Source organism: Pseudomonas sp. P4_B4 (genome assembly GCF_056402255.1).
The window spans coordinates 1-26,699 of sequence record NZ_JBFUHS010000008.1 but is presented as its reverse complement, the minus strand read 5'-3'; the positions used below and the strand labels follow the sequence as shown (position 1 = coordinate 26,699).

The 26,699-nt window shown below is 60.7% G+C and carries 17 protein-coding genes; 3 read left to right on the top strand and 14 right to left on the bottom strand.

Features of this window, described 5'->3' with window-relative positions:
• The first annotated feature begins 2 nt into the window (after nucleotides 1-2).
• Entirely contained in the window at nucleotides 3-2,234 is a 2,232-nt protein-coding gene (gene glgB, locus AC1DVE_RS11595) for a 1,4-alpha-glucan branching protein GlgB (RefSeq protein WP_477783931.1), read from the top strand.
• Between the two features lie 231 nt (nucleotides 2,235-2,465).
• On the opposite strand, the gene AC1DVE_RS11590 is transcribed toward glgB, so the two are convergent.
• The 11 genes from AC1DVE_RS11590 to glgA all read right to left on the bottom strand — a co-directional run bounded on the left by AC1DVE_RS11590 (nucleotide 2,466) and on the right by glgA (nucleotide 22,379).
• A complete protein-coding gene (locus AC1DVE_RS11590) occupies nucleotides 2,466-5,321 on the bottom strand; it encodes an RHS repeat domain-containing protein (RefSeq protein WP_223461105.1) in 2,856 nt (951 codons plus the stop codon).
• 82 nt (nucleotides 5,322-5,403) lie between these two features.
• Nucleotides 5,404-6,471, bottom strand: coding sequence for an autotransporter domain-containing protein (locus AC1DVE_RS11585; protein WP_477783930.1), 1,068 nt, complete (start codon nucleotides 6,469-6,471; stop codon nucleotides 5,404-5,406).
• A gap of 298 nt (nucleotides 6,472-6,769) precedes the next feature.
• On the bottom strand, nucleotides 6,770-9,367 hold the full coding sequence (locus AC1DVE_RS11580) for an autotransporter family protein (protein ID WP_477783929.1): 2,598 nt from the start codon (nucleotides 9,365-9,367) through the stop codon (nucleotides 6,770-6,772).
• A 181-nt stretch (nucleotides 9,368-9,548) separates the two neighbouring features.
• Entirely contained in the window at nucleotides 9,549-10,349 is an 801-nt protein-coding gene (locus tag AC1DVE_RS11575; protein ID WP_223461111.1) for an endonuclease/exonuclease/phosphatase family protein, read from the bottom strand.
• 96 nt (nucleotides 10,350-10,445) lie between these two features.
• Complete coding sequence (locus AC1DVE_RS11570) at nucleotides 10,446-11,204, bottom strand: PIG-L deacetylase family protein (protein ID WP_223532086.1); 759 nt, start codon at nucleotides 11,202-11,204, stop codon at nucleotides 10,446-10,448.
• A 213-nt stretch (nucleotides 11,205-11,417) separates the two neighbouring features.
• Entirely contained in the window at nucleotides 11,418-13,580 is a 2,163-nt protein-coding gene (gene glgX, locus AC1DVE_RS11565; protein WP_223461115.1) for a glycogen debranching protein GlgX, read from the bottom strand.
• Nucleotides 13,581-13,780: 200 nt separating this feature from the next.
• Nucleotides 13,781-14,098: a DUF2934 domain-containing protein gene (locus AC1DVE_RS11560; protein WP_223461117.1), complete on the bottom strand. Its 318-nt coding sequence runs from the start codon at nucleotides 14,096-14,098 to the stop codon at nucleotides 13,781-13,783.
• 21 nt (nucleotides 14,099-14,119) lie between these two features.
• Nucleotides 14,120-16,915 (bottom strand): malto-oligosyltrehalose synthase, encoded by a 2,796-nt coding sequence (locus AC1DVE_RS11555; protein ID WP_477783928.1) that lies wholly within the window; start codon nucleotides 16,913-16,915, stop codon nucleotides 14,120-14,122.
• Entirely contained in the window at nucleotides 16,912-18,990 is a 2,079-nt protein-coding gene (gene malQ, locus AC1DVE_RS11550; protein ID WP_477783927.1) for a 4-alpha-glucanotransferase, read from the bottom strand. The genes AC1DVE_RS11555 and malQ overlap by 4 nt, the downstream gene beginning before the upstream one ends.
• Nucleotides 18,987-20,783, bottom strand: coding sequence for a malto-oligosyltrehalose trehalohydrolase (treZ, locus tag AC1DVE_RS11545; RefSeq protein ID WP_477783926.1), 1,797 nt, complete (start codon nucleotides 20,781-20,783; stop codon nucleotides 18,987-18,989). The genes malQ and treZ overlap by 4 nt, the downstream gene beginning before the upstream one ends.
• A gap of 12 nt (nucleotides 20,784-20,795) precedes the next feature.
• Nucleotides 20,796-22,379: a glycogen synthase GlgA gene (gene glgA, locus AC1DVE_RS11540; protein ID WP_223461124.1), complete on the bottom strand. Its 1,584-nt coding sequence runs from the start codon at nucleotides 22,377-22,379 to the stop codon at nucleotides 20,796-20,798.
• A 558-nt stretch (nucleotides 22,380-22,937) separates the two neighbouring features.
• On the opposite strand from glgA, the gene AC1DVE_RS11535 reads away from it, so the two are divergent.
• Nucleotides 22,938-23,750, top strand: coding sequence for a crotonase/enoyl-CoA hydratase family protein (locus tag AC1DVE_RS11535; protein WP_223532023.1), 813 nt, complete (start codon nucleotides 22,938-22,940; stop codon nucleotides 23,748-23,750).
• A 6-nt stretch (nucleotides 23,751-23,756) separates the two neighbouring features.
• Nucleotides 23,757-24,587, top strand: a complete 831-nt coding sequence (gene nudC, locus AC1DVE_RS11530; protein ID WP_223532021.1) for an NAD(+) diphosphatase — start codon at nucleotides 23,757-23,759, stop codon at nucleotides 24,585-24,587.
• On the opposite strand, the gene AC1DVE_RS11525 is transcribed toward nudC, so the two are convergent.
• The 3 genes from AC1DVE_RS11525 to AC1DVE_RS11515 all read right to left on the bottom strand — a co-directional run bounded on the left by AC1DVE_RS11525 (nucleotide 24,555) and on the right by AC1DVE_RS11515 (nucleotide 26,615).
• The gene (locus AC1DVE_RS11525; RefSeq protein ID WP_223461130.1) at nucleotides 24,555-25,334 is read right to left on the bottom strand and encodes a TSUP family transporter; all 780 of its coding nucleotides are present in this window, start codon (nucleotides 25,332-25,334) and stop codon (nucleotides 24,555-24,557) included. The genes nudC and AC1DVE_RS11525 overlap by 33 nt on opposite strands.
• Nucleotides 25,335-25,518: 184 nt before the next feature.
• Nucleotides 25,519-25,995, bottom strand: coding sequence for a nuclear transport factor 2 family protein (locus AC1DVE_RS11520; protein ID WP_223532019.1), 477 nt, complete (start codon nucleotides 25,993-25,995; stop codon nucleotides 25,519-25,521).
• A gap of 56 nt (nucleotides 25,996-26,051) precedes the next feature.
• On the bottom strand, nucleotides 26,052-26,615 hold the full coding sequence (locus tag AC1DVE_RS11515; RefSeq protein ID WP_223532018.1) for a TetR/AcrR family transcriptional regulator: 564 nt from the start codon (nucleotides 26,613-26,615) through the stop codon (nucleotides 26,052-26,054).
• Nucleotides 26,616-26,699 lie beyond the last annotated feature (84 nt).

The following is a 26,699-nucleotide window of genomic DNA, read 5'->3' as shown; positions in this document are numbered from 1 at the left end:
TCATGAGTGTCTCGAACAAGGAACAGGGTCATCACAAAGAAGCGCTGCTACCCAGGGCGCGGGATATCGATGCATTGGTGCGTGCCGAGCATATCGATCCTTTCGCCATTCTCGGCCCTCACGCCGATGGCGCTGGCGGGCAATTCATTCGCGCGTATCTGCCGGGCGCCCTGAGTGTGCAGGTGCTGGCCAGGGACTCCGGCGAAGAGCTCGGTCACCTTGAAGCCACGCAGACGCCGGGGTTGTTCGTCGGGCATTTCCAGCGTGCGCAAGCGTATCTGCTGCGCACCCATTGGGCCGGCGGCGAGCAAACCGCAGAAGATCCTTACAGCTTCGGCCCGTTGTTGGGCGAAATGGATTTGTACCTGTTTGCCGAAGGCAATCACCGCGACCTCAGCGGGTGCCTGGGCGCGCAACTGAAAACCGTGGACGGCGTCGACGGCGTGCGTTTTGCCGTGTGGGCACCGAATGCCCGGCGGGTGTCGGTGGTCGGCGATTTCAACGTCTGGGACGGGCGCCGGCACCCGATGCGCCTGCGTCACCCCACCGGTGTCTGGGAGTTGTTCATCCCGCGCCTGCAAGCGGGGGACGCCTACAAATACGAGATTCTCGGCGCCCACGGCATTCTGCCGTTGAAGGCTGACCCGATGGCACTGGCCACCAGCCTGCCACCGGACACCGCTTCGAAAGTTGCCTCACCCTTGAACATCGACTGGCAGGACCAGGACTGGATGTTGTCCCGAGGCGACCGCCACCGGGTGACGGCGCCATTGTCGATCTACGAATTGCACGCCGGCTCGTGGCAATGTGAGCTGGACGACCTGGGCGAAGTGGCCCGCCAGTACACCTGGCCGGAATTGACCGAGCGGCTGATTCCCTATGTCAAAGACCTGGGTTTCACCCACATCGAACTGATGCCGATCATGGAGCACCCGTTCGGCGGTTCGTGGGGCTATCAGTTACTGTCGCAATTCGCGCCGAGTGCGCGCTATGGCACGCCGGACGAGTTCGCTGCGTTCATCAACGCCTGCCACCAGGCCGAGCTTGGGGTGATTCTCGATTGGGTGCCGGCGCATTTCCCCACTGATACTCACGGCCTGGCCCAGTTCGACGGCACGGCGCTTTACGAGTACGGCAACCCGCAGGAAGGGTTCCACCAGGACTGGGACACCCTGATCTACAACCTGGGTCGCACCGAAGTGCACGGCTACATGCTGGCGTCGGCGTTGCACTGGCTCAAGCATTTCCATGTCGACGGCCTGCGGGTCGATGCGGTGGCCTCGATGCTGTACCGCGACTACTCGCGCAAGGCCGGCGAGTGGGTGCCGAACCGCCATGGCGGGCGGGAAAACCTGGAAGCCATCGACTTCCTGCGTCACCTCAATGACGTGGTGGCCCTCGAAGCGCCCGGTGCCTTGGTGATCGCCGAAGAATCCACCGCATGGCCGGGTGTCAGCCAGGGCACGCAACAGGGCGGCCTGGGCTTTGCCTACAAATGGAACATGGGCTGGATGCACGATTCGCTGCATTACATCCAGCAAGACCCGGTGTACCGCGCCCATCACCACAACGAGCTGAGTTTCGGCCTGGTGTATGCGTGGTCCGAGCGCTTCATCCTGCCGATCTCCCACGACGAAGTGGTGCACGGCAAACACTCGCTGATCGACAAGATGCCCGGCGACCGTTGGCAGAAATTCGCCAACCTGCGGGCCTACCTGAGTTTCATGTGGGCGCATCCGGGCAAGAAGTTGCTGTTCATGGGCTGCGAATTCGGCCAGTGGCGCGAGTGGAACCATGACCAGCAACTGGACTGGTACCTGTTGCAGTACTCCGAGCACAAGGGCGTGCAGAAACTGGTGAGTGACCTCAATCGCTTGTACCGCGAAGAACCGGCGCTGCATGAGCAGGACGATGTGCCCCAGGGTTTCCAGTGGCTGATCGGCGATGACGCGATCAACAGCGTTTATGCGTGGCTGCGCTGGAGCAAGGAAGGCAAACCGTTGCTGGTGGTGGCCAACTTTACCCCAGTGCCACGCGAGGCTTATCGCGTCGGGGTGCCGTTTGCCGGGCAGTGGAGCGAGGTGCTCAACAGCGACTCGTCGATCTATGCGGGTTCCAATTATGGCAATAGTGGTGGGGCGGTGTCCGAGGAGACGCCGAGCCACGGGCAGGCGTTGTCGTTGGTGCTGAATTTGCCGCCGTTGGCGGTGTTGATGTTAAGGCCGGCGGGGTAGGAGAGTAAGCAGTTAATTCACTACCGCGTTAATAGATTGAGCGCGGTTAGTTGCCCATGAGACGTAACCGAGCAGTTAGTAACGATGATTAGCTCGGTTGTGTTGACGAGGTTGCTGTTTTGCATGAGTCTTCCGTTGATGTGCGATCACGATCTGTATCACTGTGTAGTCAGCACTGACACAAAAAACAGCATACCCATCGTTCCTGCGGGCTCAACCTTGAGAAGGCCACTAGCTCTTATTGACGAGTAGACGGGAAGACTTGAGAAGTTTTCCTGGTCTACCGTTTTTATCTCTCTGCGCCCAATCTCTGAAAGTTAAAGTTTCTAATGGAGATAGTCCGCTTTTGCCCTTGGACGGAATATTGACAGTAGGACGGGTGTTTACATGGCTTGATGGGAGTTGTGCGTGTCGCTCCTCTATATGAATATTCCATTCGTATAGGTCTGAAGCATTGTAGAGATTATTTTCGAAGTAAGTCTCAAGTTCTTCTTGGTGCATGTGGGGTTCGGCTTTGAGTTCATCTGGGATTCGCTCTGAAACAAATATGTCTTTTAAATTCGCTCCACCTTTTTTCAAAAAATTCAGAGTGTGCAATTTTTGCTCGATTTTAGGTCGGTAATGGCCGCTCTTGTTTTCAATAAACGAAACCGCTCCATTCGTTATTACGATCATTCCGGCGTCTAAAACTGGGCGGCCGGAGAAAGGAGATGAGTGGTACCTTTTATCGCGGGTATGTTTAAATATGGAAAGTTCTGGTTGATGTTGCTCGTTGAATCCTAATGCGTACCCTAAGTTAGCATTCAATTTAAGCCAGTTTGAGGATGATGTGGTGGTGGCGTTGTAGCCGATAAGTTGCTGTTTATTGTTGAAAAGCAATCCGTTATTTACTGTTAGAGTCATTAAATTGTCTGCTCGTTCTTGTTGGTTGTAATATCTGATGCCTTTGTACTTGGGTGAGTTTTTTAGTTGTCTGTCTCTGTCGTTAATTTGCTCGCCTATATAGTCGAGGTGGCGCCCTCTTAATACATGTCCGTGGCCTGGTAGTAAGTGTTTGTGGACAAGCATCTGCCAGCGTTTTTTGTCCAGGCCAACGCTATCTACATTATTGACAGGGTCGGAACCTACAAACTGATACAAATTTATCCCATCTACATACCCCGCCGGATCCGGATTAATCCACCGCTGCAACCACGGCGCGTAATAGCGGAATCCATAGTAATAAAGCCCCGTCGAGTCCCGTTCCTTGCCCGAATACCGCACGGTCTTGTACTTGGCTTCTGTGGCCGAACGGGCCGCGAAACAAGCCGTACCACCAAACGGGTAATACCATTCCTGGCTGATCAGGTCGGCGTTTTGGTCCAGCTCCAGCGCGCTGGATTGCAGATGATCATTGAGGCTGTAGCGCGCTTGGTCGTTGTCGATGTCCTCCGGCTGTTTGGCAACCCAATGCAGCATCTGCACGCTGTTGCTGCCGGCGCTGGCATTGATCACGTGAAGGATTTCTCCCGTGCCGTCGTGGCGGCGGATTTCCAATCCGGGCAGGTAACGCACTTCGCTGACCAGCGTGCGGGCATTGGTCTGGCTTGAACGCAGTTTGCGCACCCGCTGGCCGCCGCCGTCGTAGGCATAACGTTCGTAGTCATCCTCGCCGACTTCGCGGACGACTGGGCGCAACGTGGACAGTTGATTGCGCCAATCCCAGCCGAGCGATTGGCCCGCTTGCAACTCACGCAGGTTGCCATTGGCATCGAATCCGCCGGCCAATTCGGCTTCGGTCGGCGGACGACCGTTGTGTTCTGGCAGGCAACGGTTGCTGTATTGGGCGCGGGTCAGGGTGCGGCTATGGGCCTGAGAGCCGACGTGCACCAAATCCAGCAGATTGCCGCCCGCGTCGTAATGGTAAGTCTGGGTGTATTGGACGACTTGGTTGGGGTCGAGCGGCAAGGGTTGCAGGTCGGGCAGGGCAGGGCCGCCATGGCCAGCTTTGGCCTCCCAACCCGTGGCTTCGATCAATTGATCGAGGGTGTCGTAGCGATAGGTCTTGATCGGCTCAATGCGCTGGTTGTTGAAATAGCGGATCGGTTGGGCGGCGTCTTCGATGCTCAGTACATTGCCGACTGCGTCGTAGCGGTATTTCAGGTCTTGCAGCGGCGTGCCGTTGGCCTTATGTGCGCTCAGCCCGATGAGGCGACCGTCCGCCAGATCGTATCGGTGGCGGGTGATCACGCCATTGCCGGCCGTTTCCGACTCAATCTGGCCGGAGGCGCTGTAGTGGAAATCACTGACCAGGGGCCGCTCTTTTTGGCCGTCGCCGGCCAAGGTCAGATGCGTGCCCTTCAATTCGCCGGCGACGGTGTAGGTAAAACGTTGACGATTACCCAATGCATCGATTTGCTGGCGCAACTCGCCGCTGGCGGCGTAGTGCTGCGAGGTGGTGGCGCCGTCTCCCGCTTCAAGCAACGCGTCGCGAGCGGCCACGCTCTCGGGCCAGTTCACCGGGGCGGTATCCAACAAAAAATGCCGGGTCTGTTGCAGCAGCGCACCAGCGATCCCGAGTTCACGCAGGTGCAGGGTTCCGGCCGGGTCGTCATGGCGAAGCAACTGGCCGCACAGATTGTGCGATGCGGCGTCGGCATCGACTCCCGCATAGGTGAAGCGCTCAAGGACGTGCTCAGCGATATCTTCACCACGTTCATGCACGGCCACCGGCCGCAGCAGTACATCGAACTCAGTGAGGGAGTGGCTGCAACGGCCGTCCCAAGCCTCGACGCGTTGCCCGCCAGCACCGTGCAATGCCACCCGCCACCCTGCGTCCACGCTGTCACTCGATAACGGTGTCGCGGACAAACTGAACACCTGGCTCAAATTGGCCGGCACCGAGACATCGTTCTGCGCCAGGGCAAACAGGTATGGATCCCGACTGGCCACCGGCCTGCCGGCGGCATCGAACCGTTGATGCGTCACCCGCGCTTCAATACCATCGGCCGCTTGCCGCCGATGGTATTGAACTGTCCTGACCGCCAGCCCACGCGGGTCTGAAACCGCAAGGGTTGGCGTGCCGTGATGCGCATGGTCCACAGACATCCGTGACGGCCTCGATCAGGGTGATTTGCCCATCACAATGCATCACCGTCAATGCTGTGGAAACTGTAAGAAATACCAGTTTTCACCAGCGCATCCGCACACCCAGGCTGCCGATCAACCCGTTCAGGTCATTGTCGTCCACGTCGCTGCTGTAGTCAGCGCTGATGTACAGGCTCACGGTTGGGGTGACTCTTGCGACCAGGCTCAGACCCAGTTCGACGGTCGAGGAACTACGGCTACTGCTGATCTTGTCGACCTGATCGAGGGTGACGGTGTTGCCGGTGTACACCGTGTGCCACAAGTTGGTCCGTACGTAAGGTTCGACAGGCAAGCCGTTGATGTCGTAATTGCCTTTCAAGCGCGCGCCAACCCGGCCGCTCCACGAGGTCAGATCAGTTGAAGACGCTTTGCCCGATCCGGCATACGGAGTGTCCAGGCTGATGCGCTGATTGATCAATTGCGCCTGGGGCTCAATCACCCAGTTTTCGCCCAGGCCGATAGGGAAGCCACCTTCAACAGACAGCGTCATCGCGCTGCCCTCGGTGGCTTTCCGGGCTCCTTGCTCATTGCGGCTGAAGCCGCTGACCCGGCCACCGCTGGCGGTCAGGTCGACGTACCAGCCTTGTGGTCCGGTCAGGCTCCAGTAGGCGCCGAGGCTTTGCCCCTGGAGGTTGAGCGTGTCGCTGTTGGGGTCGGACATTGCCGGGGTGATCTGCGCGCCGTTGTGGTTGAGCTGGAGCTGGCTCATGCCGCCGACCAGGCCGACCCTTTGCGTATGCCCGCTGGCGCTTTGCACGGTCAATATCGCCGGGCCTTTGAGTGCGTTGGTGCCGGGGACGGCCAGCCCCTGGGAAAGGTAATCGGTTTGTGCCTGGCGAGAGGGCTGGCCGTAGAGTTGGTCCCAGGTCGTGGGCGCGGCGTCTTCGGTGGTCAGGTTCGAACTGCGTAGATCGGGATGAGCGCTGAATTGACCAGGATAGGTTGCTGCGAGGGTGGGCAGACTGAGTGTCGGAATGTCCTGACGATACCACGGGGCTGTTTCTTGCTCGTCAGTGGCGGCTTGTACTTGCATGGAGGAACACAGCAGGAGTGAACTCGACACCGTGCAAAAAGTGACTTTGATCTCTGGTGAGGTGAGTGGAATTTTCATGGCGGTCTACCTTGCAGTCGCAGGCGGTATCTCGCTCTGACGTCTCTCCTACCCCGAATGCGGGGCGACCGAATGGATCAGGGGCGTCACGGGCTGCCCGTTTTTACGGGAGCCCAAGGCCGGTCCTGGTGGTAATTCCGGGGGTAGTAACCTGAAGTCAAGAAGACCGAAACGGCCGAGTCAAGAACATGGCCGATAAGTGGTAACGGTTTAAGTGACTGATTTAAGGCGTGTCAATAAGTGCTTGTTTGTTCGAAGGATCGTCGAAAAAACCTCGGGCTAGAGCGGTTTTCGACCATTACCACTTCACCCGGACCCCCACGTTACCGAACGTTCCCTGTAGTTGGTTGCTGTCGATATTGCTGGTGTAGTCGAGTCCGGCGTACACGCTGACCGAGGCCGCAACGCTCAGCACCATGCCGATACCGAGGTCGGCGGACGAGGTTCGTTGTTGGGTTTCGACCTGATCGAGATGGTCAAAGGTGACCGTATCGGTACCGGTGAAAGTGTGCCAGATGTTGGCCCGCAGATAGGGTTCCAGCGGCCGGCCGCCGACCTCGTAGCGACCCTTGAGGCGCGCACCGACACGGCCGGTCCAGGCACTGTCGGAATCGAACGAGACATGGGAGATGCCGTCGTCCTGGCTGTCGAGTTTGACCTTTTGATAAATCGCCTGGACCTGGGGTTCGACCACCCAGTTACCGGTCACCGCGAACGGGTATCCGACTTCTGCCGATAACGTCGTTACGTGGCCGTCATTGTCGATCTTCAGTCCACCTTCGGAGCGATTGTCGCCGTTGAGCCAGGTGTACATGGCCACGGTATCGAGATACGCGCCGGCGGGATCGGTCAGGGTCCAGTAAACGCCAAGGCTGTCACCTTTCAACTCGACGTTGCCGGAGCGTTTGCCTGCGAAGCCCTGATTGAAACCGTCGACATCGCCTTGCAGACGGCTGTGGCCGATGAAGAAACCGCTGCGCTGGGTTTGCCCACCCGCCAACTCTGAGCTGAACAGATCATTGCCGACCTGAAAGCCATTGAGCGAGCCGTCCAGTCTTGGCGTGACGGTGCCGGCCCAGGTCTGCTCGAGGTTCTTGCCGTAGACCCGCCCCCAACCGGCGCTCAAGGCACCGGTTTGCGTCAGCAGGCGCTGATCGCCCTGACGGTCATGAAAAGTGCCCAATGCTGTCAGGCTCAACTGTGCTGCTGCCGGCGGCATCACCGACCAGGTAGGCACCGCCTCGCGATACAGGGGTATTGGTGCTGCGCCGGGTACGGCGGCCGGTAACACCGGGGCTTCGACCGTCACGACGGCTTCAGCTCCTTGAACCGCGTTGGCCACAACCACCGGCGCGGCCACCGGCACTGCCACGATGGGCACCAGCGTCGGCGGCAAGACGGGATCAGGGTTGGTGACGGCAACCACTGGCGGCGCCACTACCGAGGAGCGCAAATACCAACTGTTTTCGCTGCCCGGTGTGATGCCGCCTTTGAACAGGCGGTAATCGAAGGCGCCAACCGACACCGGGGCTTTGAGGGCGAACGCGGTGTTGTCGCTGACCGCCGTGCCTTGGGCCTGAACCAGCTGGATACCGTTTTGCTCGGTCAATGCACCCGCGCCGCCAACGTTGGTGACGCTGATCAGGGTGCTGCCGGTCAGCGTCCCGTTGTTGACCACCAGCTTGTCGCTGGGAGAACTGTCATCGCCCACGGCGCTTTGCAACAGCAATTGGCCGCCGTTACCCACGTAATTGCCTTCAACCGTCAGGCTGTCATTGGTGCGAGAGTTGCCACGAGTGAGGTCGATGACCCCGCTGTTGTTCAAGGTAACGAGCCGATCTGTGGTCAATGGCGTGATGCCGCCCTGCACCGACGTCAGCGTACTGCTGCCATCGACGTTGAACACGCCCGTGCCGCTGGTGCTGTCCCCCAGTTGCAAGTTGCCATCCAGATCGAACCGCGAGCCGTTGACCAGGTTGACGGTTTCCCAGTTGATGTAGCGGACGGCGCCGGAAGAGGTAGTGTGATCGAAGGTCAGCAGGTCGTTGCCGACGCCGCCATTGATGCTCGGGGTGAGGGCGAGGGTGCTTTCGTTGAGGTTGCGCAGGGTGGCGCTGTCGTTGCCGGCCTCCAGCAGGATTTGCGAGCGGATGATCCCGCCGCCGTCCCGCACCAGGGTGTCATCGCCGTTGCCGGCGCGGATCTCGCCAACGATTTCCCCGTCAGTGACCGTGATGCTGTCGTTGCCGTTGCTGACACTGATGTTGCCACCGATACGGCCCCCGGAAACGATGATGGTATCGGTGCCCAGACCGGTCACCAGGTTGCCGAGGATCTGCCCGCCGGACAAATCGAAAATATTGTTATCGAGCTTCATGTCGACCCGACCGATGGTGCCGCCGGTCATCCTGGCGACGTCGCCGTCCTCGAAGGCGCCAACGATGGTGCCGCCGGTCATCAGGAAGGTATCGCGGCCGTCGCCTTGGGCCAGGGACTGAAGGGTCCCGCCAGACATGACGAAATTATCGATGCCATTGCCTTGGCTGACCGCCCCGGTGACTTGCCCGGCGCTGATCGTGAAACTATCCGCCCCGTCGCCCTGATTCACAGAGCCCGCCACGGTGCCGGACGCCATGTTCACCGTGTCGGCGCCGGCGCCGAAGGTCACGTTACCGTTGATCTTGCCGGTGCCAGTGGCGGGGAAGGTCAGGGTGTTATTGCCCGACAAATCGGTCAACGGCCCACTGGTGGCGCTGTCGCAGACGAAGTTGTCGTTACCAGCGCTGGGGGTGAGTGTGCAGGCGGCGTAGGCTGCCTGGGGCCAATTCGCACATAACCAGATTGAGAACAGGCAGGCGCCGAAACGGTATTTGGGCAGATCTGTCGAAAACTCCATGCTTGCCTCCGCGCTGGGATCAACCACCGTTCCTTTGGCCGCCAGGAATGGCCAGGACCGGCTGCCCCTACCAGCATCGGCAGGGCATCACCAACGTAGCAGGCACCGCTTCGATGTGGCTACTGTCAGAAATAACAGGTGGGGGATGTTTTCACAGCGCCAGGCGCCTGATGGCCGTGGTTCAGAGATGCACTTCAACCGCCAACGGCAAATGGTCAGAAAGGTGCGTCCACGGCTTGTGCCCGAGTATTTGCGGCTCATGACTGCTGGCATTGCGCAGGTAGACGCGGTCCAGGCGCAACAAGGGAAACCGCGCGGGGTAGGTTTTGGCCGGACGACCATGGTGGCGTTCGAAGGCTTCGTGCAAGTAATCGCGGCGGGCCAGGGCGGCATTGCCCTGCATCTGCCAGTCGTTGAAGTCGCCGGCAATGATCACCGGCGCATCATCCGGCAGGGACTCGAGGAGTTGACAGAGCAACTGCAACTGCAGCTGACGATGGCTTTCCAGCAGGCTGAGGTGCACGCAGATCGCATGCACCTCGCTATGCCCCGGCACGTCCAGTACGCAGTGCAGCAAGCCACGGCGTTCCGGGCCGGTAATGGAAACATCCAGGTTTCGATACTCGCGGATCGGGTATTTCGACAGCAGGGCATTGCCATGATGACCGTCGGGATAGACGGCATTGCGCCCATAGGCGAAGTCGCTCCACATGCTGTCGGCAAGGAATTCATATTGCGAGGTTTGTGGCCATTCGTTGTAGCGGGAGGAGTGGCGGTCGTGCTCGCCGACGACTTCTTGCAGAAACACCAGGTCTGCCGACGTACTGCGCACCGCTTCACGCAACTCGGGGAGGACGAAACGCCGGTTGAGTGCGGTAAACCCCTTATGGGTGTTGACCGTCAGCACGCGAAGCCGATGAATCGCCGGGGGGGTATTCAACGGCGTTGATTCGGCTGCCTGCCGTTTTGGATGACTGGCCACATGCACTCCTCTGATTCAGGGCTGCTTATGTATGCGACTGATGTGACGGCAGGCAGTTCAGTCTGCCTGGCAGCGCCACACCTATCACCGATGGTTTCATACCAACACGATTTCATAAGGCAAACGGATACGCTCCAGCAGCGTCCGGGGCAGCAATGGCGCGATGCCGATGGCCGGTTCGCCGTCGAGTTGGCTGGCATAGGCGTAGGTGGCGTGGCTCTTGCGGGCGACGGTCCAGGTATCCAGGCGCACCTTGCGGGCACGGTGCCAGGGAATCAGCTCCCTGTCCCGTGCCGGCCAGTGCCAGGCCCAGAACGGTACGTCGTTGTAGGTTGCCCCTATATTGGCTGCCGCCCTGGCGCTGGCGCGGCCAACGGTGTCGTGGTCGACGTTGCCGTCCTCGCGCCAGGTGCTGAACACCACATCACCGGGGCGCAGGTAGCGCGTGATGAATTGGACGATCTGATTTTCGTGCTCCACCAGGGCGTTGTCGGTAAACCCGCCACGAATCCACTTCAGGCTGTGCATCGGCAACCCGAGTCGGCGGATGGCTTCCACGCTTTCCTGGGGACGAAATACGCTGAGGCGTTTTTCCGACCACTGCCGAGAGCCCGGATGGCTGGCGCTGCCGTCGGTGATCGAGATCAATTGCAGCGGGTGGCCCAGGTTGCTGAGCAATTGCAGCAGGCCGCCGCAGGTCACGACTTCATCGCCGGGGTGCGGGGCAATGAGCACTGCGCGTGCGCCAGTGGGCACCAGCGATTGGGTGCTGATGACCGGGATGCTGTCCAGTTGCGGGGCACTGTTCCAGATTTGTGATGGCAGGCTGGCTTCGCTCAGGGAAACGGGTTTCATGGTGGATACTTCCTTGTTCTGCGTCGCCTTCAGTCGTGCATGGGACAAACCCGGCAGACCCGTGAGGGCTCGTTGATAGCGGTGCGACAAGCCAAGCCCTGGATTGTCGCGAATCGAGTATTGCTCATGTAACGCTATTCGTCGCGTCGCGAGCTTATCCAGAATGATTTTTCCGCTCTGCGGTGGTGCAGCCATGGATCCCTGAAGTCTCCTTTACTCTTCTTCCTCATGCTGCAACTCGAACAGCAGCAACGAGCGGCCGGTGACCGAGTACTCGTGGCCAAACTCGAAGCGTTCCTGGCCACGGATCGACGGCTGGTTGGTGTCGATCATGCACGTCCAGAAACCGCCGTCAGGCACTTCCGGTAGCCGGAAAATGACGATGTCGTGATGCGCGTTGACCACCAGCATCAACGTTGCGTCGATGCCTTTGCGGCGAATGCCGGTTTCCTGGGCGCGGCCATCGAGCAGCATGCCCAGGCAACGATTGTGCGCATCGTGCCAATGCCTGGTGGTCATTTCCGTGCCGTCCGGCGCCACCCAGGTCACGTCCTTGACGCCGATGTCCTCGTTGTAATTACCCACCAGGAAACGCCCGCGCCGCAGGATCGGGTAGGTCAGGCGCAACTTGATCAGGCGTTTGACGAACTTGAGCAGGGCCTTGCCGTCTTCGCTCAGGTCCCAGTTGACCCAGCCGATCTCGCTGTCCTGGCAGTACGCATTGTTGTTGCCGTCCTGGGTGCGGGCGAACTCGTCGCCGGCCACCAGCATCGGCGTGCCCTGGGCCAGCAGCAGGGTGGCGAAGAAATTGCGCATCTGCCGATGGCGCAGCGCGTTGATGTCGGGGTCGTCGGTGGGGCCTTCGACGCCGTGGTTCCACGACAGGTTGTTGTTGCTGCCGTCCTGATTGTCTTCGTCGTTGGCTTCGTTGTGCTTGTCGTTGTACGACACCAGGTCATTGAGGGTGAAACCGTCATGGGCGGTGACGAAATTCACCGATGAATAGGGCCGGCGGCCACGTTGATTGAACATTTCGCCCGAAGCGGTCAGGCGGCTGGCAAAGTCCGCCAGTTGACCGTCGTCGCCTTTCCAGAAGGCGCGCACGGTGTCGCGGAACTTGTCGTTCCACTCGACCCAGCCCGGCGGAAAATTGCCGACCTGATAACCGCCGGGGCCGCAGTCCCAGGGTTCGGCGATCAGTTTGACCTGGCGCAGCACCGGGTCCTGGCGGCAGGCCACCAGGAAACTGTGGCGTTCGTCGAAACCGTCGTGGTAACGCCCGAGAATGGTCGCCAGGTCGAAGCGGAAGCCGTCCACGTGCATTTCCGAGGCCCAGTAGCGCAGGGAGTCGGTGACCATTTGCAGCACGCATGGATGGCTCAGGTCCAGGGTGTTGCCGGTGCCGGAATCGTTGATATAGAAGCGCTTGTCATCGGGCTTCAGGCGGTAGTAGGACGCGTTGTCGATGCCGCGCATGGACAGGGTCGGGCCTTGTTCGTTGCCCTCGGCGGTGTGGTTGTAGACCACGTCGAGGATCACCTCCAGATTGGCTTCGTGCAGGTGCGCGACCATTTCCTTGAATTCGGCAATCTTGCCACTGGCCAGGTAGCGTGGGTCGGGGGCGAAGAACGCAATGCTGTTGTAGCCCCAATAATTGGTCATGCCCTTGTGCAGCAGATGCTGGTCGTTGACGAACGCATGGATCGGCAGCAATTCCACGGTCGACACGCCTAGCTTGCGGATGTGCTCCACCACATCATCGACCATCAACCCGGCAAAGGTGCCGCGCAGGTTTTCGGGGACGGCAGGGTGACGCATGCTGAAGCCGCGCACATGAGTTTCATAAATGATCGTCTTGTCCCACGGTACGCTGACACGATGATCGTGGCCCCAGGTGTGCGCCGGGTCGATGACCTTGCATTTGGGCACGAAGGGCGCGCTATCCCGTTCATCGAAGCTGAGGTCGGCATCGGGGTGGCCGATGGTGTAGCCGAACAGCGCTTCGGACCATTTCAGCTTGCCGACCAGTTGTTTGGCGTAGGGGTCGATCAGCAGTTTGTTGGGGTTGAAGCGATGGCCGTTGGCCGGGTCGTACGGACCGTAGACGCGATAACCGTAGATCAACCCGGGATGGGCGTCGGGCAAGTAGCCGTGGTAGATCTCGTCGGTGTATTCGGGCAGTTCGATGCGTTCGAGTTCCACCTCGCCGGCGTCGTCGAACAGGCACAGTTCAACCTTGGTGGCGTGGGCGGAAAACAGCGCGAAGTTGACTCCCAGTCCATCCCAGGTGGCACCCAGCGGAAAGGGCAGGCCTTCGCGGATTCGTGTGGTTTCGGCACGAGGGGCTGGCGCGGCGGCTTTCTTCGGACTGGTCATAGGTACTCCCACAAATACTTGTCAGTAATGCAACCTGTGGGAGCGAGCCTGCTCGCGATAGCGGTGTGTCAGTCCACATAAGTATTGAATGGTGGACCGCTTTCGCGAGCAGGCTCGCTCCCACAGTGTTTCAGGGCGAGCATTACCCAAAGTGGCAAGCGGACTCGGCACCCCTTCAATCAGGTCAAACGCTGTGCGGGTCAAACCGCTGGCGGTTTTCGCGCAGCCCGGGGCTTTTTCTCGAGGGCCTTTTCCCCCGGCGGGATCACCTTCGAAGCCGCCGCCGGTTTGGCCTTGGTTTTTGGTGCGGCGACCTTGGCATCGCCAGCCTTGCCATTGGCCGTTTTGCTGACCGGGGTTTTCGCGGCTGCCTTGGCCGGTTTTTTCGGGGCCAGGGCTTCGGCTTCCGCCAGTTTGCACGCCATCTCCCAGTGACGGGCTTCCTGACCTTCGGGTTTTCCTTCGGATTCCCAGATCTGATAGGCGAATTCGCGAATGCGTTTATCGTCGGTACTCATTGCAATGCTCCTGAACTGAACTCAAGTGTGGGCAGTTTGAAAAATGAGATTGACCGGGAAATCTCCCAGCGCGGCGCTGATCGGCAGCTCCCTGTGTTTTGTGACTGTGATGCCGGAAAAAAGTCCCTGCAGATGTTCGTCAGGGACGGTGAAGGGCAGTTTGACCCGGGTATCGCCCCACCGCGGCGCGTGGACCTGTGGTTGGGCACCGTTTTCCAGCAGTTCGGCACAACGTATCGGCACAATCACGATGGCGCGTTTTCCCTCCTGTTCACGGACAAAACCCAGCACTCGATGGGCCTCGCTGCCCACCACTTCCAGAGCCTGGTAAGTGCCACGCCGAAACAACTCGGCATGCTCGGCGCGCCGGCTCAAGGTGCGTGCAATCAAGGCTTGCTTGATGCGCCCGTCACGCCAGTTCCGCAACAAGTCCGGCAGGTCCACGGCTTGCTGCAGTGCCTGCTGGCGGCTGGCGTAATCCACAGGGCGACGGTTGTCCGGGTCGACCAGGCTGAAGTCCCAGAAATCGTTGCCCTGATACAAATCCGGCACCCCGGGCACAGTCATGCGCAGCAAGGTTTGCGCCAAACCGTTGAGTGCGCCGGGGGCGGAGATCGAACGGGCAGCCTTGGCCAGGGCTGTACGCAACAGCTCGCCTTCGGGGCTGAGCAACAGGCGCTGGATGAAGTCCTCGGTCGCTTGCTCGTAAGGGTCATTGGGCGCGCTCCAGCTGCTTTGCAGTTTGGCTTCGCGCAGGGCCTTGCGTTGCCACTGCCAGAGGCGTTTTGCGTAGTCCTCGAGGGTCGACGGATGATCGATAGCCAACTCCAGCGGCCAGCTGCCGAGGATCGTCTGGTACAGAATCAACTCATCGCCCGCCGATGGCATTTGATCGTCGTTGCGCAAGGGCCGGGCGAGGGCGCGCCACAGGCCGATCTGGTCGGCGTACCAGCCGCTGCGCTCGCTCAGTACCGCCAGCCGCGCCCGTAAATCTTCGCCGCGCTTGTGGTCGTGGGTGGCGCTGGCCAGCAGATTGTCCGGGAAGGAGTCGAGGCGCTCGATGCAGGCCTGATGAAAGTCGGCGACCGGTGCACTGAACTGTTCAGTGTTGAAGCCAACGTCATTGCGCGAGAGCAGGACGGCCGAACGATAGAACGCGGTGTCTTCCACCGCTTTCGCCGCTGCTGGCGAGGTCAGTTGCTGGAAACGTACACAGGCGTGCTTCAGACGTTTGCGCTCGCGACCGGCCGGGCGCTGCCGCCAGGATTCACCGCCGAGCCAGCCGGCCAGGCAGTCGAGCACCGGCCAGTCCGCTTCGCCGAGGGTTTGGCGGGCGCCGTCCATGGCCTGCCGGAAAAACATCTCGTCCTGGGCCGATCGGCCAAGGGGGCTGATGTAGGTGCGGTACACCGGGAAGTGCACGATCAGCGCCTGCAAGGCCCGGCGAATGGCACCGAGGGTCAGGTCGCGGGTCATGAGGTTGTCCCGGGCCACTTGCAGCAAGGCCTGGGCAACGCTTTCGAAATCTCCGGCCAGGGAACCGCTGAGGATTTGCTGGCGGGACAGTTGTGCTTCCTGGGAGAAGTCGGCGGACCGCTCGCTGTGACGTTGCCAGAGTTCGGCCAGTGTCTGCGCGCCCCGTGGATCCTGTTGCAGCAGTGACAGCTGGTTCATGAATTCGTAGCCGGTGGTGCCGTCCACCGACCAGTCGCGATGCAGGGTTTCGCCTTCGCCAAGGATCTTTTCCACATAGATCGGCAGGTGGCGGCCCGCTGACAGGCTGTCGACCCGGCGGCGCAGCTTGCGGCAGTAGCCCCGCGGGTCGGCGAGGCCATCGATGTGGTCGATGCGCAACCCGTCGATCAGGCCTTCAGCCACCAGTTGGAAGATCTTCGCGTGGGTCGCTTCGAACACGGCGGGACGCTCGACGCGCAGTCCGCCGAGTTCATTGATATCAAAGAAGCGCCGCCAGTTGATGTCATCGGCGGCGGTGCGCCAACTGGCGAGGCGATAGCTCTGGTGCTCCAGCAGGTTGTGCAGGCGCTGGAAGCCTTCGCCGGTCAGCGAGTCGTAGTTGTTCAGGTGCCGCTCGATGGCTTGGGCAAGGGCCGGATCGCTCACCAGGTCGCGTAGTTCTGCTTTTAGCGGTATGGCCAGGCTGTGGGCGTCGGTCTGGTAGCTCAGGGTGCTGAAGCGATCGGCCAGGTTTTTCAGTTGTTCGGCCTGTTGCGTATCGAGCGGTGCATCGATCCTGAGCAGTTCCCCGTAATCGCTGGGGCAAATCGGAAAGCGGTGTTCGTAATGCTCGACATGGAAGGTGCCGTGCCAGGCATCGAACCGCAGGGGCAGGGTGCCGTCCTGCAACGCGACGCCGTAATCGCTGCCCAGAAACGGCAGGAGCAACTGGCCTTCCATCAAAGGGTCGGATGAGTGCCACTGGATATCGAAAAACTCGCCGTAAGGGCTCAGACGCCCCCACTCGAGCAAATCCAGCCACCAGGGATTATCACTGCCGCCAACCGCCATGTGGTTGGAGACGATGTCGAGGATCAGCCCCATGTTGTGCCCGTGCAGGGCACTGACCAAGCTGCGCAGCGCCGCCTCACCGCCCAGTTCCGGGTTGACCCTGGTCGGGTCCACCACGTCGTAGCCATGCATCGATCCGGCGCGGGCACGCAACAGCGGGGAGGCGTAGACATGGCTGATGCCGAGACGGGCGAAATACGGCACCAGTGGCACGGCATCTTCGAGCGTGAAGCCTTTGTGAAATTGCAGGCGCAAGGTGGCGCGCAGCGGTCGGGTCGGCACCTGGGTCATCGATCACGCTCGGCCGCCTGAAGTCGCGCGCAGGCGAGCAGTTCCAGGCGCCGCGCGGCATCCGCTCCATCGAGCAGGGCTTCGCTGTAGCCCGGCAAGCGCCGCGACCAGTTGGGATGGGTGTCGATGGTGCCGGGCAGGTTGGCTTGCTGTTCGACGCCCAGGGCATCCTCCAGCGGCAGCAGCACCAAGGGCGCGCGGGTATGACCGAGAAAACGCACGCTGGCATCGAGCACCTGGTCGGTTTCGTGAGACTCTTCGCGAAAGTTCTGCGGGTCCTGGCTCAACGCCCGGCGCAGGCCTTCGCGCTCGCGCTCGCGGTGCTGGCGCCATTCGATTTCAGCGCTGGCATCGACCATGCCGAGCCGGGCGTTCCAGTCGATATCGCGACCATGCCACCAGCCGTTGAGGGTGGGCAGGTCATGGGTGCTGGTGGTCGCCAGGGCGTTGTCCGGCCAGTCGAGGATCGGCTTGAAGTGAGTGTTGTCCTGTTCAAACAGCAACACCCGCATGCCGAGTATCGAACGGGCGATGAGTTTTTCCCGCAGGCCGTCCGGCACGGTGCCGAGGTCTTCGCCGAGGACGATGGCCTGGTGACGATGGGATTCCAGGGTTAGCAGGCGCAGCAGATCGTCCACCGGGTAGTACAGGTAAGCGCCGTCGGCCGGCGGCGAACCATTGGGGATTACCCACAAACGTTGCAAGCCCATGACGTGATCGATGCGCAAACCACCGGAGTGGGCGAAGTTGGCCCGCAACATTTCGATGAAGGCCCGGAAACCATTGCGCACCAGGCCTTCAGGGGAGAACGCGGAAATCCCCCAGCCCTGGCCAGTGCGGTTGAGAATGTCCGGCGGCGCACCGACAGTGAGAGAGGCGAGCAGCTGGTCCTGACGGCTCCAGGCCTGGCTGCCGCCGCCATCGGCGCCAACCGCCAGATCGGCGATCAGGCCGATACTCATGCCGCTGGCGCGGGCTGCGGTTTGCGCTCGCTCCAGGCAGCGCGTGATCAGCCACTGACAGAAAGCGAAGAAGCCGATGCGCCCGGCATTCTCCTCGGCGAATGCCGCCAGTTCGGCGCTGCGCGGATTGCGCCAGGGTTCGGGCCACTGCCGCCAGTCGAGGAGTTCACCGCGGGCGGCGCGCGCCTCCTGGATGGCTTCGAAGCAGCAGTGGTTTTCCAGCGCTTCGCCGGCGGCGTGACGGAAACTGCTGAAGTCTTCGTGCAACGGGTGTTCGCCCTGGACGAAACCCTCGTACAGCAACTGCAGCAACCGATGCTTGGCTTCGGCGGCGGCCGGCCAGTCAATCAGCGGACGCTCTTCCAGCGCCTTGAGTTCAATGGCCAGCCCGGTTGCATCAATGGCGGTGCGCAGTGCGCGTTCGCCGAGAATGGTGCCGGGGGCGCAGTAAAGGCTGTTGAGAAACAAACGGCTGGACGGCGAATAGGGGCTGTAGCGTTGGGTGTCACTGGAAAACATCGCATGCAAGGGGCTGATCGCCAGCGCCTCGGCGCCACGCTCACCGGCCACCCGGGCAAGGTCTTCCAGCGCCTGGGTGTCACCAAACCCACCATCGCCGGGGCGGCGCAATCCATACAACTGCACGCTCAGGCCCCAGGCACGAGGGATGGGGTTGTCCACGGCATCGGCCACGCTGTAGCAACGGGCCGGGGCTACGGCGAGGGTGAAGCTTTGTCCGTCGATGCTGACCTGTTGATAGCCGACCGGTACCAGCCCCGGCAGCACCGCGTTGGCGTCCAGTTTCAGGTTGAGCCGCGAACCGTCTTCGAGGTGGATTTCGCAAGGAGTTCCAGGCTCGAAAAAACGCGCGAGGTCCAGGCCAGTCCCCACATCGGCGGTGATCAATGGCGGCAAGTGATGGGTCTGTTGCGCCGCTTGCAATTCCAGCAGGCTGGCGTCGATTTCCTGGGCACTGCCGGCCGGGTGACCAAGACCGGTCAGCACGTTACGCAACACTGATGGCGCGACTTTTTGCGGGCGGCCGTTGGCGTCGATCCAGTCGACTGCGAGACCGGCACGGCTGGCCAGGATTTCCAGTTGCGCATCACTCATGGACGCTCTCCAAACGAGGTAGCAAAGGGGGCTGCGGCGGCGAGGCTGACGAGCGCGCAATACGGGGCAAGGGTGTTTGGGGCCGGCAGGTCGGGGTTCTGTGGCGGGTATTCGAACAACCGCGTGGCACCGGTCTGTGAGGTGTGGACTACGGGCCTGGCGCTGAGGTTCAGGTCAATGCGCAGTTGGCTGCCATCGCCCAAGCGCCAGGATGCACTGACCGCGCCTTCGCCCAGCACATCGGCTCCCAGTGCCTGGGCGCCCGGCAGGCGCGGGATGATGTGCCGGTGACGGATCTGCAACAGTCGGCAATACAGGTCGTGCATCTCTGTATGGCTGGTCGATGGCAGGACCGGGCGCGAGGCTGCAAAAGTCTGCGGATCATTCGGGTCCGGAATGTGTTCGCGCTGGTTAGGGTCGGCAAAGGCGCTGAACGCCGCGAATTCGTTGCGCCGGCCGTCGCGTACCTGCTTGGCCAATTCACCGTGATGGCTGGTGAAAAACAGGAAGGGTTGCTCGACGGCAAACTCATCGCCCATGAACAGCAGCGGAATCATCGGCGACAACAGCAGCAGCACTGTGGCGGCCCGCAGCGCTTGCGGGTGGGCGAGTTGATGCAGGCGCTCGCCGAAGGCCCGGTTGCCGATCTGGTCATGGTTCTGCAAAAACAGGATGAATGCACTGGGCGGCAGATGCCCGCTGGGTTCACCCCGCGCCACTCCATGACGGTTGAGATGGCCCTGGAACACGAAGCCCTGGCTCAGGCAGCGCGCCAGTTGTTCGGTGGGGTTTTGTGCGTAGTCGGCGTAATAGGCGTCGGTTTCGCCGGTCAGCAATACATGCAGGGCATTGTGGCCGTCATCGTTCCACTGCGCGTCGTAACCCTGTTCAAGCAGGCTGGCCTGGTTGTGTTCGTTCTCCACCATCAGCCAGACATGCCGCGCCGGTCCCGTCTGCTGGTGCACCCGTCGTGCCAGTTCCTGGAGGAAATCCGGGTCTTCGATGGCGTGCACCGCGTCCAGGCGCAAACCGTCGAAACGGTATTCCAGCAGCCACATCAAGGCGTTTTCGATGAAAAAGTCCCGTACTTCACAACGGCGGAAGTCGATGGCTGCGCCCCACGGCGTGTGTTTGTCTTCGCGAAAGAAACCCTTGGCATATCGATGCAGGTAATTGCCGTCCGGGCCGAAGTGGTTGTAGACCACGTCGAGAATCACCGCCAGCCCATGGCCGTGGGCGGTGTCGATCAAGTGCTTGAGCTGCTCGGGGGAGCCGTATGAAGACTGGGGCGCGTAGGGCAGGACGCCGTCATAACCCCAATTACGCTCACCGGGAAACTGCGCGATGGGCATCAGTTCGATCGCGGTGACACCCAGTTCGACCAGGCGTGCCAGATGCTGCTCGACGGCGCTGAAGCCGCCGAGCGCACCGATATGCAATTCGTAGATCACCGCTTCGTTCCACGGCCGTCCCAGCCAGGCACTGTGTTGCCAGGCATAGGCCAGCGCATCGACCACCACACTGTGTCGGTCGATGTCGCCGGCCTGAGCGCGGGAGGCCGGGTCGGGCACTTCCAGTTCGCCGTCGATGCTGTAGCGGTAACGCGTGCCCGCCGCGCATCGGATGTTGCTCACGAACCAGCCGTCGGCCTGGGGCAGCAACGGCAAGGACTGTCCATTTTCCAGTTCGACACTGACGTAAAACGCATCTGGCGCCCACAACGCAAATCGCGTGTGCTCTGCGTCCAGCATGATTGCGCCGTGGGGCCAGGTCTCAAGGGTCCGTAACGGCATCTTGAAAGCCTCTTACTGTTTGTTCGATTTCCCCAATGCTTTCGCCACAAGCTGTTCGTAGAGCTCGGCGTAGGGTTCGACCGCCTTGCACCAGTTGAACGGCGCCGCCATGGCCCGGCAGCGCATGGCGTGCAGCAGGTCGGGAAAGGCGAACACCTTGAACGCGCGGCTCAGGGCTTCCTGGTAGCTCTGCACCGTGGATTCATCGAACAGGAAACCGGTCACGCCGTTTTCGATAGTGTCGGCCAGGCCACCGGTGTTGCGTGCCACCGGCAACGAGCCGAAGCGCTGGGCGTACATCTGGCTCAGGCCGCATGGCTCGTAACGCGAAGGCATCAGCAGGAAGTCGCTGCCGGCGAACATGCGCCGGGCGTCGGTTTCGTTGAAGCCGATGCGCACGCCGATCTGCCCGGGGAAACGCAGGGCCAGTTCGCGCATCGACTGTTCTTCTTCCGGCTCGCCACGGCCGATGATTGCGATCTGCCCGCCGTTTTTGACGATGTACTCGGACACCGCTTCGGTCAGGTCCAGGCCTTTCTGGTAGACCAGGCGCGAAACTACGGCGAACAGCGGCCCTTCGGAATCTTCCAGACCGAACAGCTCGCGGACGTGGGCGGCGTTCACGGCCTTGCCATCCCAGTCGCCGATGTTGAACGGGCAGAACAGGTGCGGATCAGTCGCCGCATCCCAGCTTTCATCGATGCCGTTGGGAATGCCGCTGAGCAGGCCTTGCTGGGTCTTGGCGGCGAGGAAACCGTCGAGACCGCAGCCGAAGTCCGGGGTGGTGATTTCCTGGGCGTAGGTCGCGCTGACCGTGGTGATGTGGCTCGAATAGGCCATGCCGGCCTTGAGGAACGACATCTTGCCGTAGAACTCCATGCCTTCCTGTTGCAGCGCGTGATGGGGAATGCCCAGTTCGGGGCACGAGCCCAGGCTGGTCACGCCTTGATAGGCCAGGTTGTGAATGGTGAACAGTGTTGGCGTGCGCTGCCCACGCCAGTGCATGTAGGCCGGGGCCAGGCCGGCGGGCCAGTCGTGGGCGTGCACCAGGTCCGGGCACCAGTGGATCTGCGCGAGGTTGGCGGCGATGTCGGCAGCCGCCAGGCCGAGGCGGGCGAAACGGATATGGTTGTCCGGCCAGTCGCGGCCGTTGTTGGCGCCGTAGGGTGAACCTTCGCGCTCGTAGAGTTCGGGGCAGATCAGTACGTAAATGACCAGACCATCGGGCATGTCCATGCGCCCGATCTTGCACGGTGGCAACGCAGCATGACCGCCAAGCTCACCGATGATATGGATGGGGTTCTCGCTGTGCAGCACCTGCGGGTAACCCGGGATCAACACCCGCACATCGTGCAGATGGGCCATGGCCCGTGGCAGCGCCGCGGAAACGTCGCCCAGGCCACCGGTTTTCACCAGGTCGGCAATTTCGGAGGTGACGAACAAGACTTTTTTACGGTTCGGATTGTGCTTGGCTGCCGGGGTAAGGGTCCTGGTGCCAGGAACGCTGACGGGTTGGGTGTTTGCGGCAGTTACGGCGCTCGATTCGCCGACTTGATGAGCACGCTCTCCCTGTATTTCCAAAGCCGTACTGATCATATGAATCTCCCGTGTTGTTGATCTAATTCTTAGGTCTGGCAAACGGTGTTCCAAGGCCAATTCCCATGGCCGGCGCAAACGCGCTACGCATCAGTGAGCAAGCGCTGCCCAATGCGTCGAAGCAAAAGGGGTGAATGAGCCATTGCAAAGATTGCACCAGTCGCAACGCACCTTCTTTTCAGAGGACCGATCGGGATTGGAAAAAGTTTCGACTATTTTTCCACTTTGTGACCGATCGGTTTCGTCTTGAGAAAATGAGTCTAGGCCAGAACTTAGAGCGGTAAAGGGTAGATGGCAAAATTGTTCGACAATCGGTTTGTATCGGTACGGACGTGCCTGATCGAGGTGCAAACGCCCCGACGAAGTGCATGTTTTTTTGCGTTTTGGCCTCAAAAAGTCACTGGGCAGTCACATAAATGTGCGACGCGATTTATCAGGTGCGCACCGTTGTGGTGCGTTCTTTTGAGTCCCGCATTTGGCCGAACCGCTGCCTTACTGCCCACCTTGATGCCTTGTTATAGTTCGGGCCTCATTTTTGCCCGCAAAAGGATCACTGGCATGTCTCAGTACAGCGCGTTCAACGTCGAACTGGCCGATAAAATCGCCCATGTGCAGATCAACCGCCCGGAGAAGATCAACTCGATGAACGCGGCGTTCTGGAGCGAGATCGTCGAGATCTTCCAGTGGATCGACGACACCGATGAAGTGCGCGTGGTGGTCCTCAGCGGGGCAGGCAAGCATTTCTCATCGGGTATCGACCTGATGATGCTGGCCGGTGTGGCCAATGAACTGGGCAAGGACGTGGGCCGCAATGCGCGCCTGTTGCGGCGCAAGATCCTCACCCTGCAAGCGTCGTTCAATGCCGTCGATAACTGCCGCAAACCGGTGCTTGCGGCCATTCAGGGTTACTGCCTGGGTGGCGCCATCGACCTGATTGCCGCGTGCGACATGCGTTATGCCGCCGAGGACGCACAGTTTTCGATCAAGGAAATCGACATCGGCATGGCCGCCGACGTCGGTACATTGCAACGCTTGCCGCGGATCATCGGTGACGGCATGCTGCGCGAACTGGCTTACACTGGTCGCACGTTTGGTGCCGACGAAGCGCGGAGCATGGGCCTGGTCAATCGCGTCTACAGTGACAACGCCAGCCTGCTCGACGGCGTCATGGGCATTGCCTACACAATCGCCAGCAAGTCGCCGATCGCCGTCACCGGTACCAAGGAGATGATCGGTTACATGCGTGACCATCGCATCGATGACGGCCTCGAATACATCGCCACCTGGAACGCCGCCATGCTGCAATCCACCGATCTGCGCGTGGCCATGGCCGCCCATATGAGCAAACAGAAACCCGAATTTCTGGATTGATTAACCATGATTCCTCGCTGGACCACCGCAGTACTGGACACCGATCAACCCGGCGGCTGGGCCGTCGCGCGCAGCCCCGAAGGCTTTTTGTTCGATGACAATGGCGCACTGTTCCCGCGCGAATGGCTGAAGCGCCAGGACCTGTCGATTCTTGCCGAACATGGCATCGGTCATCTCGATGGCGAGCCGGTCTACCTGCTGGAGCTGCGCAGTCACAGCGAAGTGCCGGGTTGCAACTGGAAAGGCCTGCGGGCGTTCATGCTCGAAGGCGATCACACGGTCTACAAGGTGCTCGGTTACGCCGCGCAGATCGGCACTTGGGCCCGCGAGCACCGCTTTTGCGGTAACTGCGGTCAGGCCATGACCCAGGTGCCGCGCGAACGGGCGATGTATTGCCAGCCGTGCGATCTGCGCAGCTACCCACGGATTTCGCCGAGCATGATCGTACTGGTGACTCGAGGCGATGAAGTGCTGTTGGCACGCTCGCCACGGTTCGTCAGTGGGGTCTACAGCACATTGGCGGGGTTCGCTGAACCGGGCGAATCGGCCGAGGACTGCCTGATTCGCGAGGTTCGTGAAGAGGTGAGCATCGAGGTCAGGAACATCCAGTACCTGGGCAGCCAGTGCTGGCCGTTCCCGCACTCGATGATGCTCGGCTTTCATGCTGAATACGCCAGTGGCGAGATCGTCTGTCAGGAAGACGAGATCGAGGATGCCCAGTGGTTCAACGTGCACGAGCTGCCGCCGTTGCCGGCGTCACGTTCGATTGCCCGTTACCTGATCGACGTCTACGTGGCGCGGCGCTTAGGCCACGCTGAACCAGTGCTGCCAGGCTAGGCGCACGGTCAGGCCCAGCACCACGGTGATGAACACCGGACGAATGAATTTCGCGCCGCCGCTGATGGCGGTGCGGGCGCCGAAGAAGGCGCCGACCATCAACGACGAGCCCATGCACAGGCCGATGATCCAGTCCACCTGACCGGAAAAGATGAAGATCGACAGCGCCGCCACGTTGCTGACGAAGTTCATGCTGCGCGCCACGCCGCTGGCCTTCACCAGGTCGACGGGGTAGAGCAGCAGGCTGCTCACGGTCCAGAACGCACCCGTGCCCGGACCGGCCACGCCGTCATAGAAACCGAGGCTGAAGCCTTGGGTCGACTGCCACTTTTTCTTGATCGGTGCGTTGCTGTCCAGCGGCGCTTTCGGCGTGCCGCCAAACAAGAGATAGACACCACAAGCGAAGACGATCACCGGCAGCATTTTGTTCAGCCATTCCGCTGGCAGGTAATGGGCGACCACGGCACCGGTCAGCGCGCCGACCAGGGTGCCGACGATGGCGTGAACCCATTGCGCGGGGTGGAACAGCTTGCGTCGGTAGAAGGTGAAACTGGCAACCGCCGAGCCGAAGGTCGAACTGAGCTTGTTGGTGCCCAGCACTAGATGCGGCGGCAGGCCGGCGGTCAACAGGGCCGGGGTGGTCAACAGCCCACCGCCACCGGCGATGGCGTCGATGAAACCGGCAACAAAAGCGACAAGGGCCAGGATGGCCAGGGTGGAGAGGTCAACGCTGAGTTCGAAAGGCATGGGATCGGCTTAATCGGCGGGTGCAGAAAGAGGCTGCGGGGAAGGGGGGTGATCTTAACGGTCTGAAGCATACAAAACCATTGTGGGAGCGAGCCTGCTCGCGATAGCGTCCTGACAGACAACAATGATGTTGAATGTGCAGTCGTCATCGCGAGCGGGCTCGCTCCCACATTTTGCTCAGTGTTTACAGGCCCAGATCCGACAGCCCCGGATGATCATCAGGCCGACGCCCCAGCGGCCAGTGGAACTTGCGCTCGCTTTCCTTGATCGGCATGTCGTTGATGCTGGCGAATCGGTGGGCCATCAGGCCGTCCTCGTTGAACTCCCAGTTTTCGTTGCCGTAGGAGCGAAACCAGTTACCCGAGTCGTCGTGCCATTCATAGGCATAACGCACGGCAATGCGGTTGCCGGTGAACGCCCAGAGTTCCTTGATCAGCCGATAATCCAGTTCCTTGGCCCATTTGCGGGTCAGGAAACCCTTGGCTTCTTCGCGGTTGTGGGCGAACTCGGCGCGATTGCGCCATTGGGTGTCCAGGGTGTAGGCCAGGGACACACGCTCCGGGTCGCGGGAGTTCCAGCCGTCTTCAGCCAAGCGAACTTTTTCAATGGCCGATTCACGGGTGAAAGGGGGTAATGGCGGACGAACTTCGGAATTAGACATTTAAAGTCTCCGTATCAAGTTAAAGTTCAAACGTTGTGTCGAGCTTGATCAAGTTGCTACAGGTCCAATAACTTTCGCGCCATGCATTGCGCATTATCGGCGGCACTGTGATCACCCATTACAAGCGCCACGGTAATGGCACCGTCGATCAGGATCAGCAGCTGTCTGGCCAGCAGCTGCGGATCCTCGGCACCCTGTTCGGTACACAGCTCGCACACGTAGTCGAGCAGCTTCTGTTTATGCTCTTTGGCGACCAGGCGCACCGGGTCCTGCGGGTCGCCGGTTTCACCGCTGGTGTTGATGAAAGCGCAGCCACGGAAACCTTCGGAGGCGAACCACGATTTGAGTACGGTAAACAGGTTGAGCAGTCGCTCGGCCGGAGTTTGTGCCTGGCCGACTGCGCCTCTGTACCAATGCATCCAACGCTGGTCGCGGCGTTGCAGGGCCGCCACCACCAGTTCGTCCTTGTTGGCGAAGTAGCGATAGATGCTTTTTCTGGAGACGCCGGCGGTTTTCACCAGAAGATCCATGCCAGTGGCGGCTATGCCACTTTTGTAGATCAACTTTTCGGTGACATCCAAAATGATGTCGCGTGTGTCATTGCTAGTGATTTCGTTCATGTAGCAAACAGTAGAACGAGCGTTCTCCTTGGTCAAACGGTTTTTGTGGTGTTTGACAAATGGTCTTCGCGAGCAGGCTCGCTC

What these genes read in the sequence shown, in the direction of transcription:
- malQ (WP_477783927.1), bottom strand. Translation starts at nt 18,990, where the DNA reads ATGAGTGATGCGCAACTGGAAATCCTGGCCAGCCGTGCCGGTCTCGCA.
- AC1DVE_RS11560 (WP_223461117.1), bottom strand. Translation starts at nt 14,098, where the DNA reads ATGAGTACCGACGATAAACGCATTCGCGAATTCGCCTATCAGATCTGG.
- AC1DVE_RS11570 (WP_223532086.1), bottom strand. Translation starts at nt 11,204, where the DNA reads ATGAAACCCGTTTCCCTGAGCGAAGCCAGCCTGCCATCACAAATCTGG.
- AC1DVE_RS11525 (WP_223461130.1), bottom strand. Translation starts at nt 25,334, where the DNA reads ATGCCTTTCGAACTCAGCGTTGACCTCTCCACCCTGGCCATCCTGGCC.
- glgA (WP_223461124.1), bottom strand. Translation starts at nt 22,379, where the DNA reads ATGATCAGTACGGCTTTGGAAATACAGGGAGAGCGTGCTCATCAAGTC.
- AC1DVE_RS11590 (WP_223461105.1), bottom strand. Translation starts at nt 5,321, where the DNA reads ATGTCTGTGGACCATGCGCATCACGGCACGCCAACCCTTGCGGTTTCA.
- AC1DVE_RS11585 (WP_477783930.1), bottom strand. Translation starts at nt 6,471, where the DNA reads ATGAAAATTCCACTCACCTCACCAGAGATCAAAGTCACTTTTTGCACG.
- nudC (WP_223532021.1), top strand. Translation starts at nt 23,757, where the DNA reads ATGATTCCTCGCTGGACCACCGCAGTACTGGACACCGATCAACCCGGC.
- AC1DVE_RS11535 (WP_223532023.1), top strand. Translation starts at nt 22,938, where the DNA reads ATGTCTCAGTACAGCGCGTTCAACGTCGAACTGGCCGATAAAATCGCC.
- glgX (WP_223461115.1), bottom strand. Translation starts at nt 13,580, where the DNA reads ATGACCAGTCCGAAGAAAGCCGCCGCGCCAGCCCCTCGTGCCGAAACC.
- glgB (WP_477783931.1), top strand. Translation starts at nt 3, where the DNA reads ATGAGTGTCTCGAACAAGGAACAGGGTCATCACAAAGAAGCGCTGCTA.
- AC1DVE_RS11520 (WP_223532019.1), bottom strand. Translation starts at nt 25,995, where the DNA reads ATGTCTAATTCCGAAGTTCGTCCGCCATTACCCCCTTTCACCCGTGAA.
- AC1DVE_RS11555 (WP_477783928.1), bottom strand. Translation starts at nt 16,915, where the DNA reads ATGACCCAGGTGCCGACCCGACCGCTGCGCGCCACCTTGCGCCTGCAA.
- treZ (WP_477783926.1), bottom strand. Translation starts at nt 20,783, where the DNA reads ATGCCGTTACGGACCCTTGAGACCTGGCCCCACGGCGCAATCATGCTG.
- AC1DVE_RS11515 (WP_223532018.1), bottom strand. Translation starts at nt 26,615, where the DNA reads ATGAACGAAATCACTAGCAATGACACACGCGACATCATTTTGGATGTC.
- AC1DVE_RS11580 (WP_477783929.1), bottom strand. Translation starts at nt 9,367, where the DNA reads ATGGAGTTTTCGACAGATCTGCCCAAATACCGTTTCGGCGCCTGCCTG.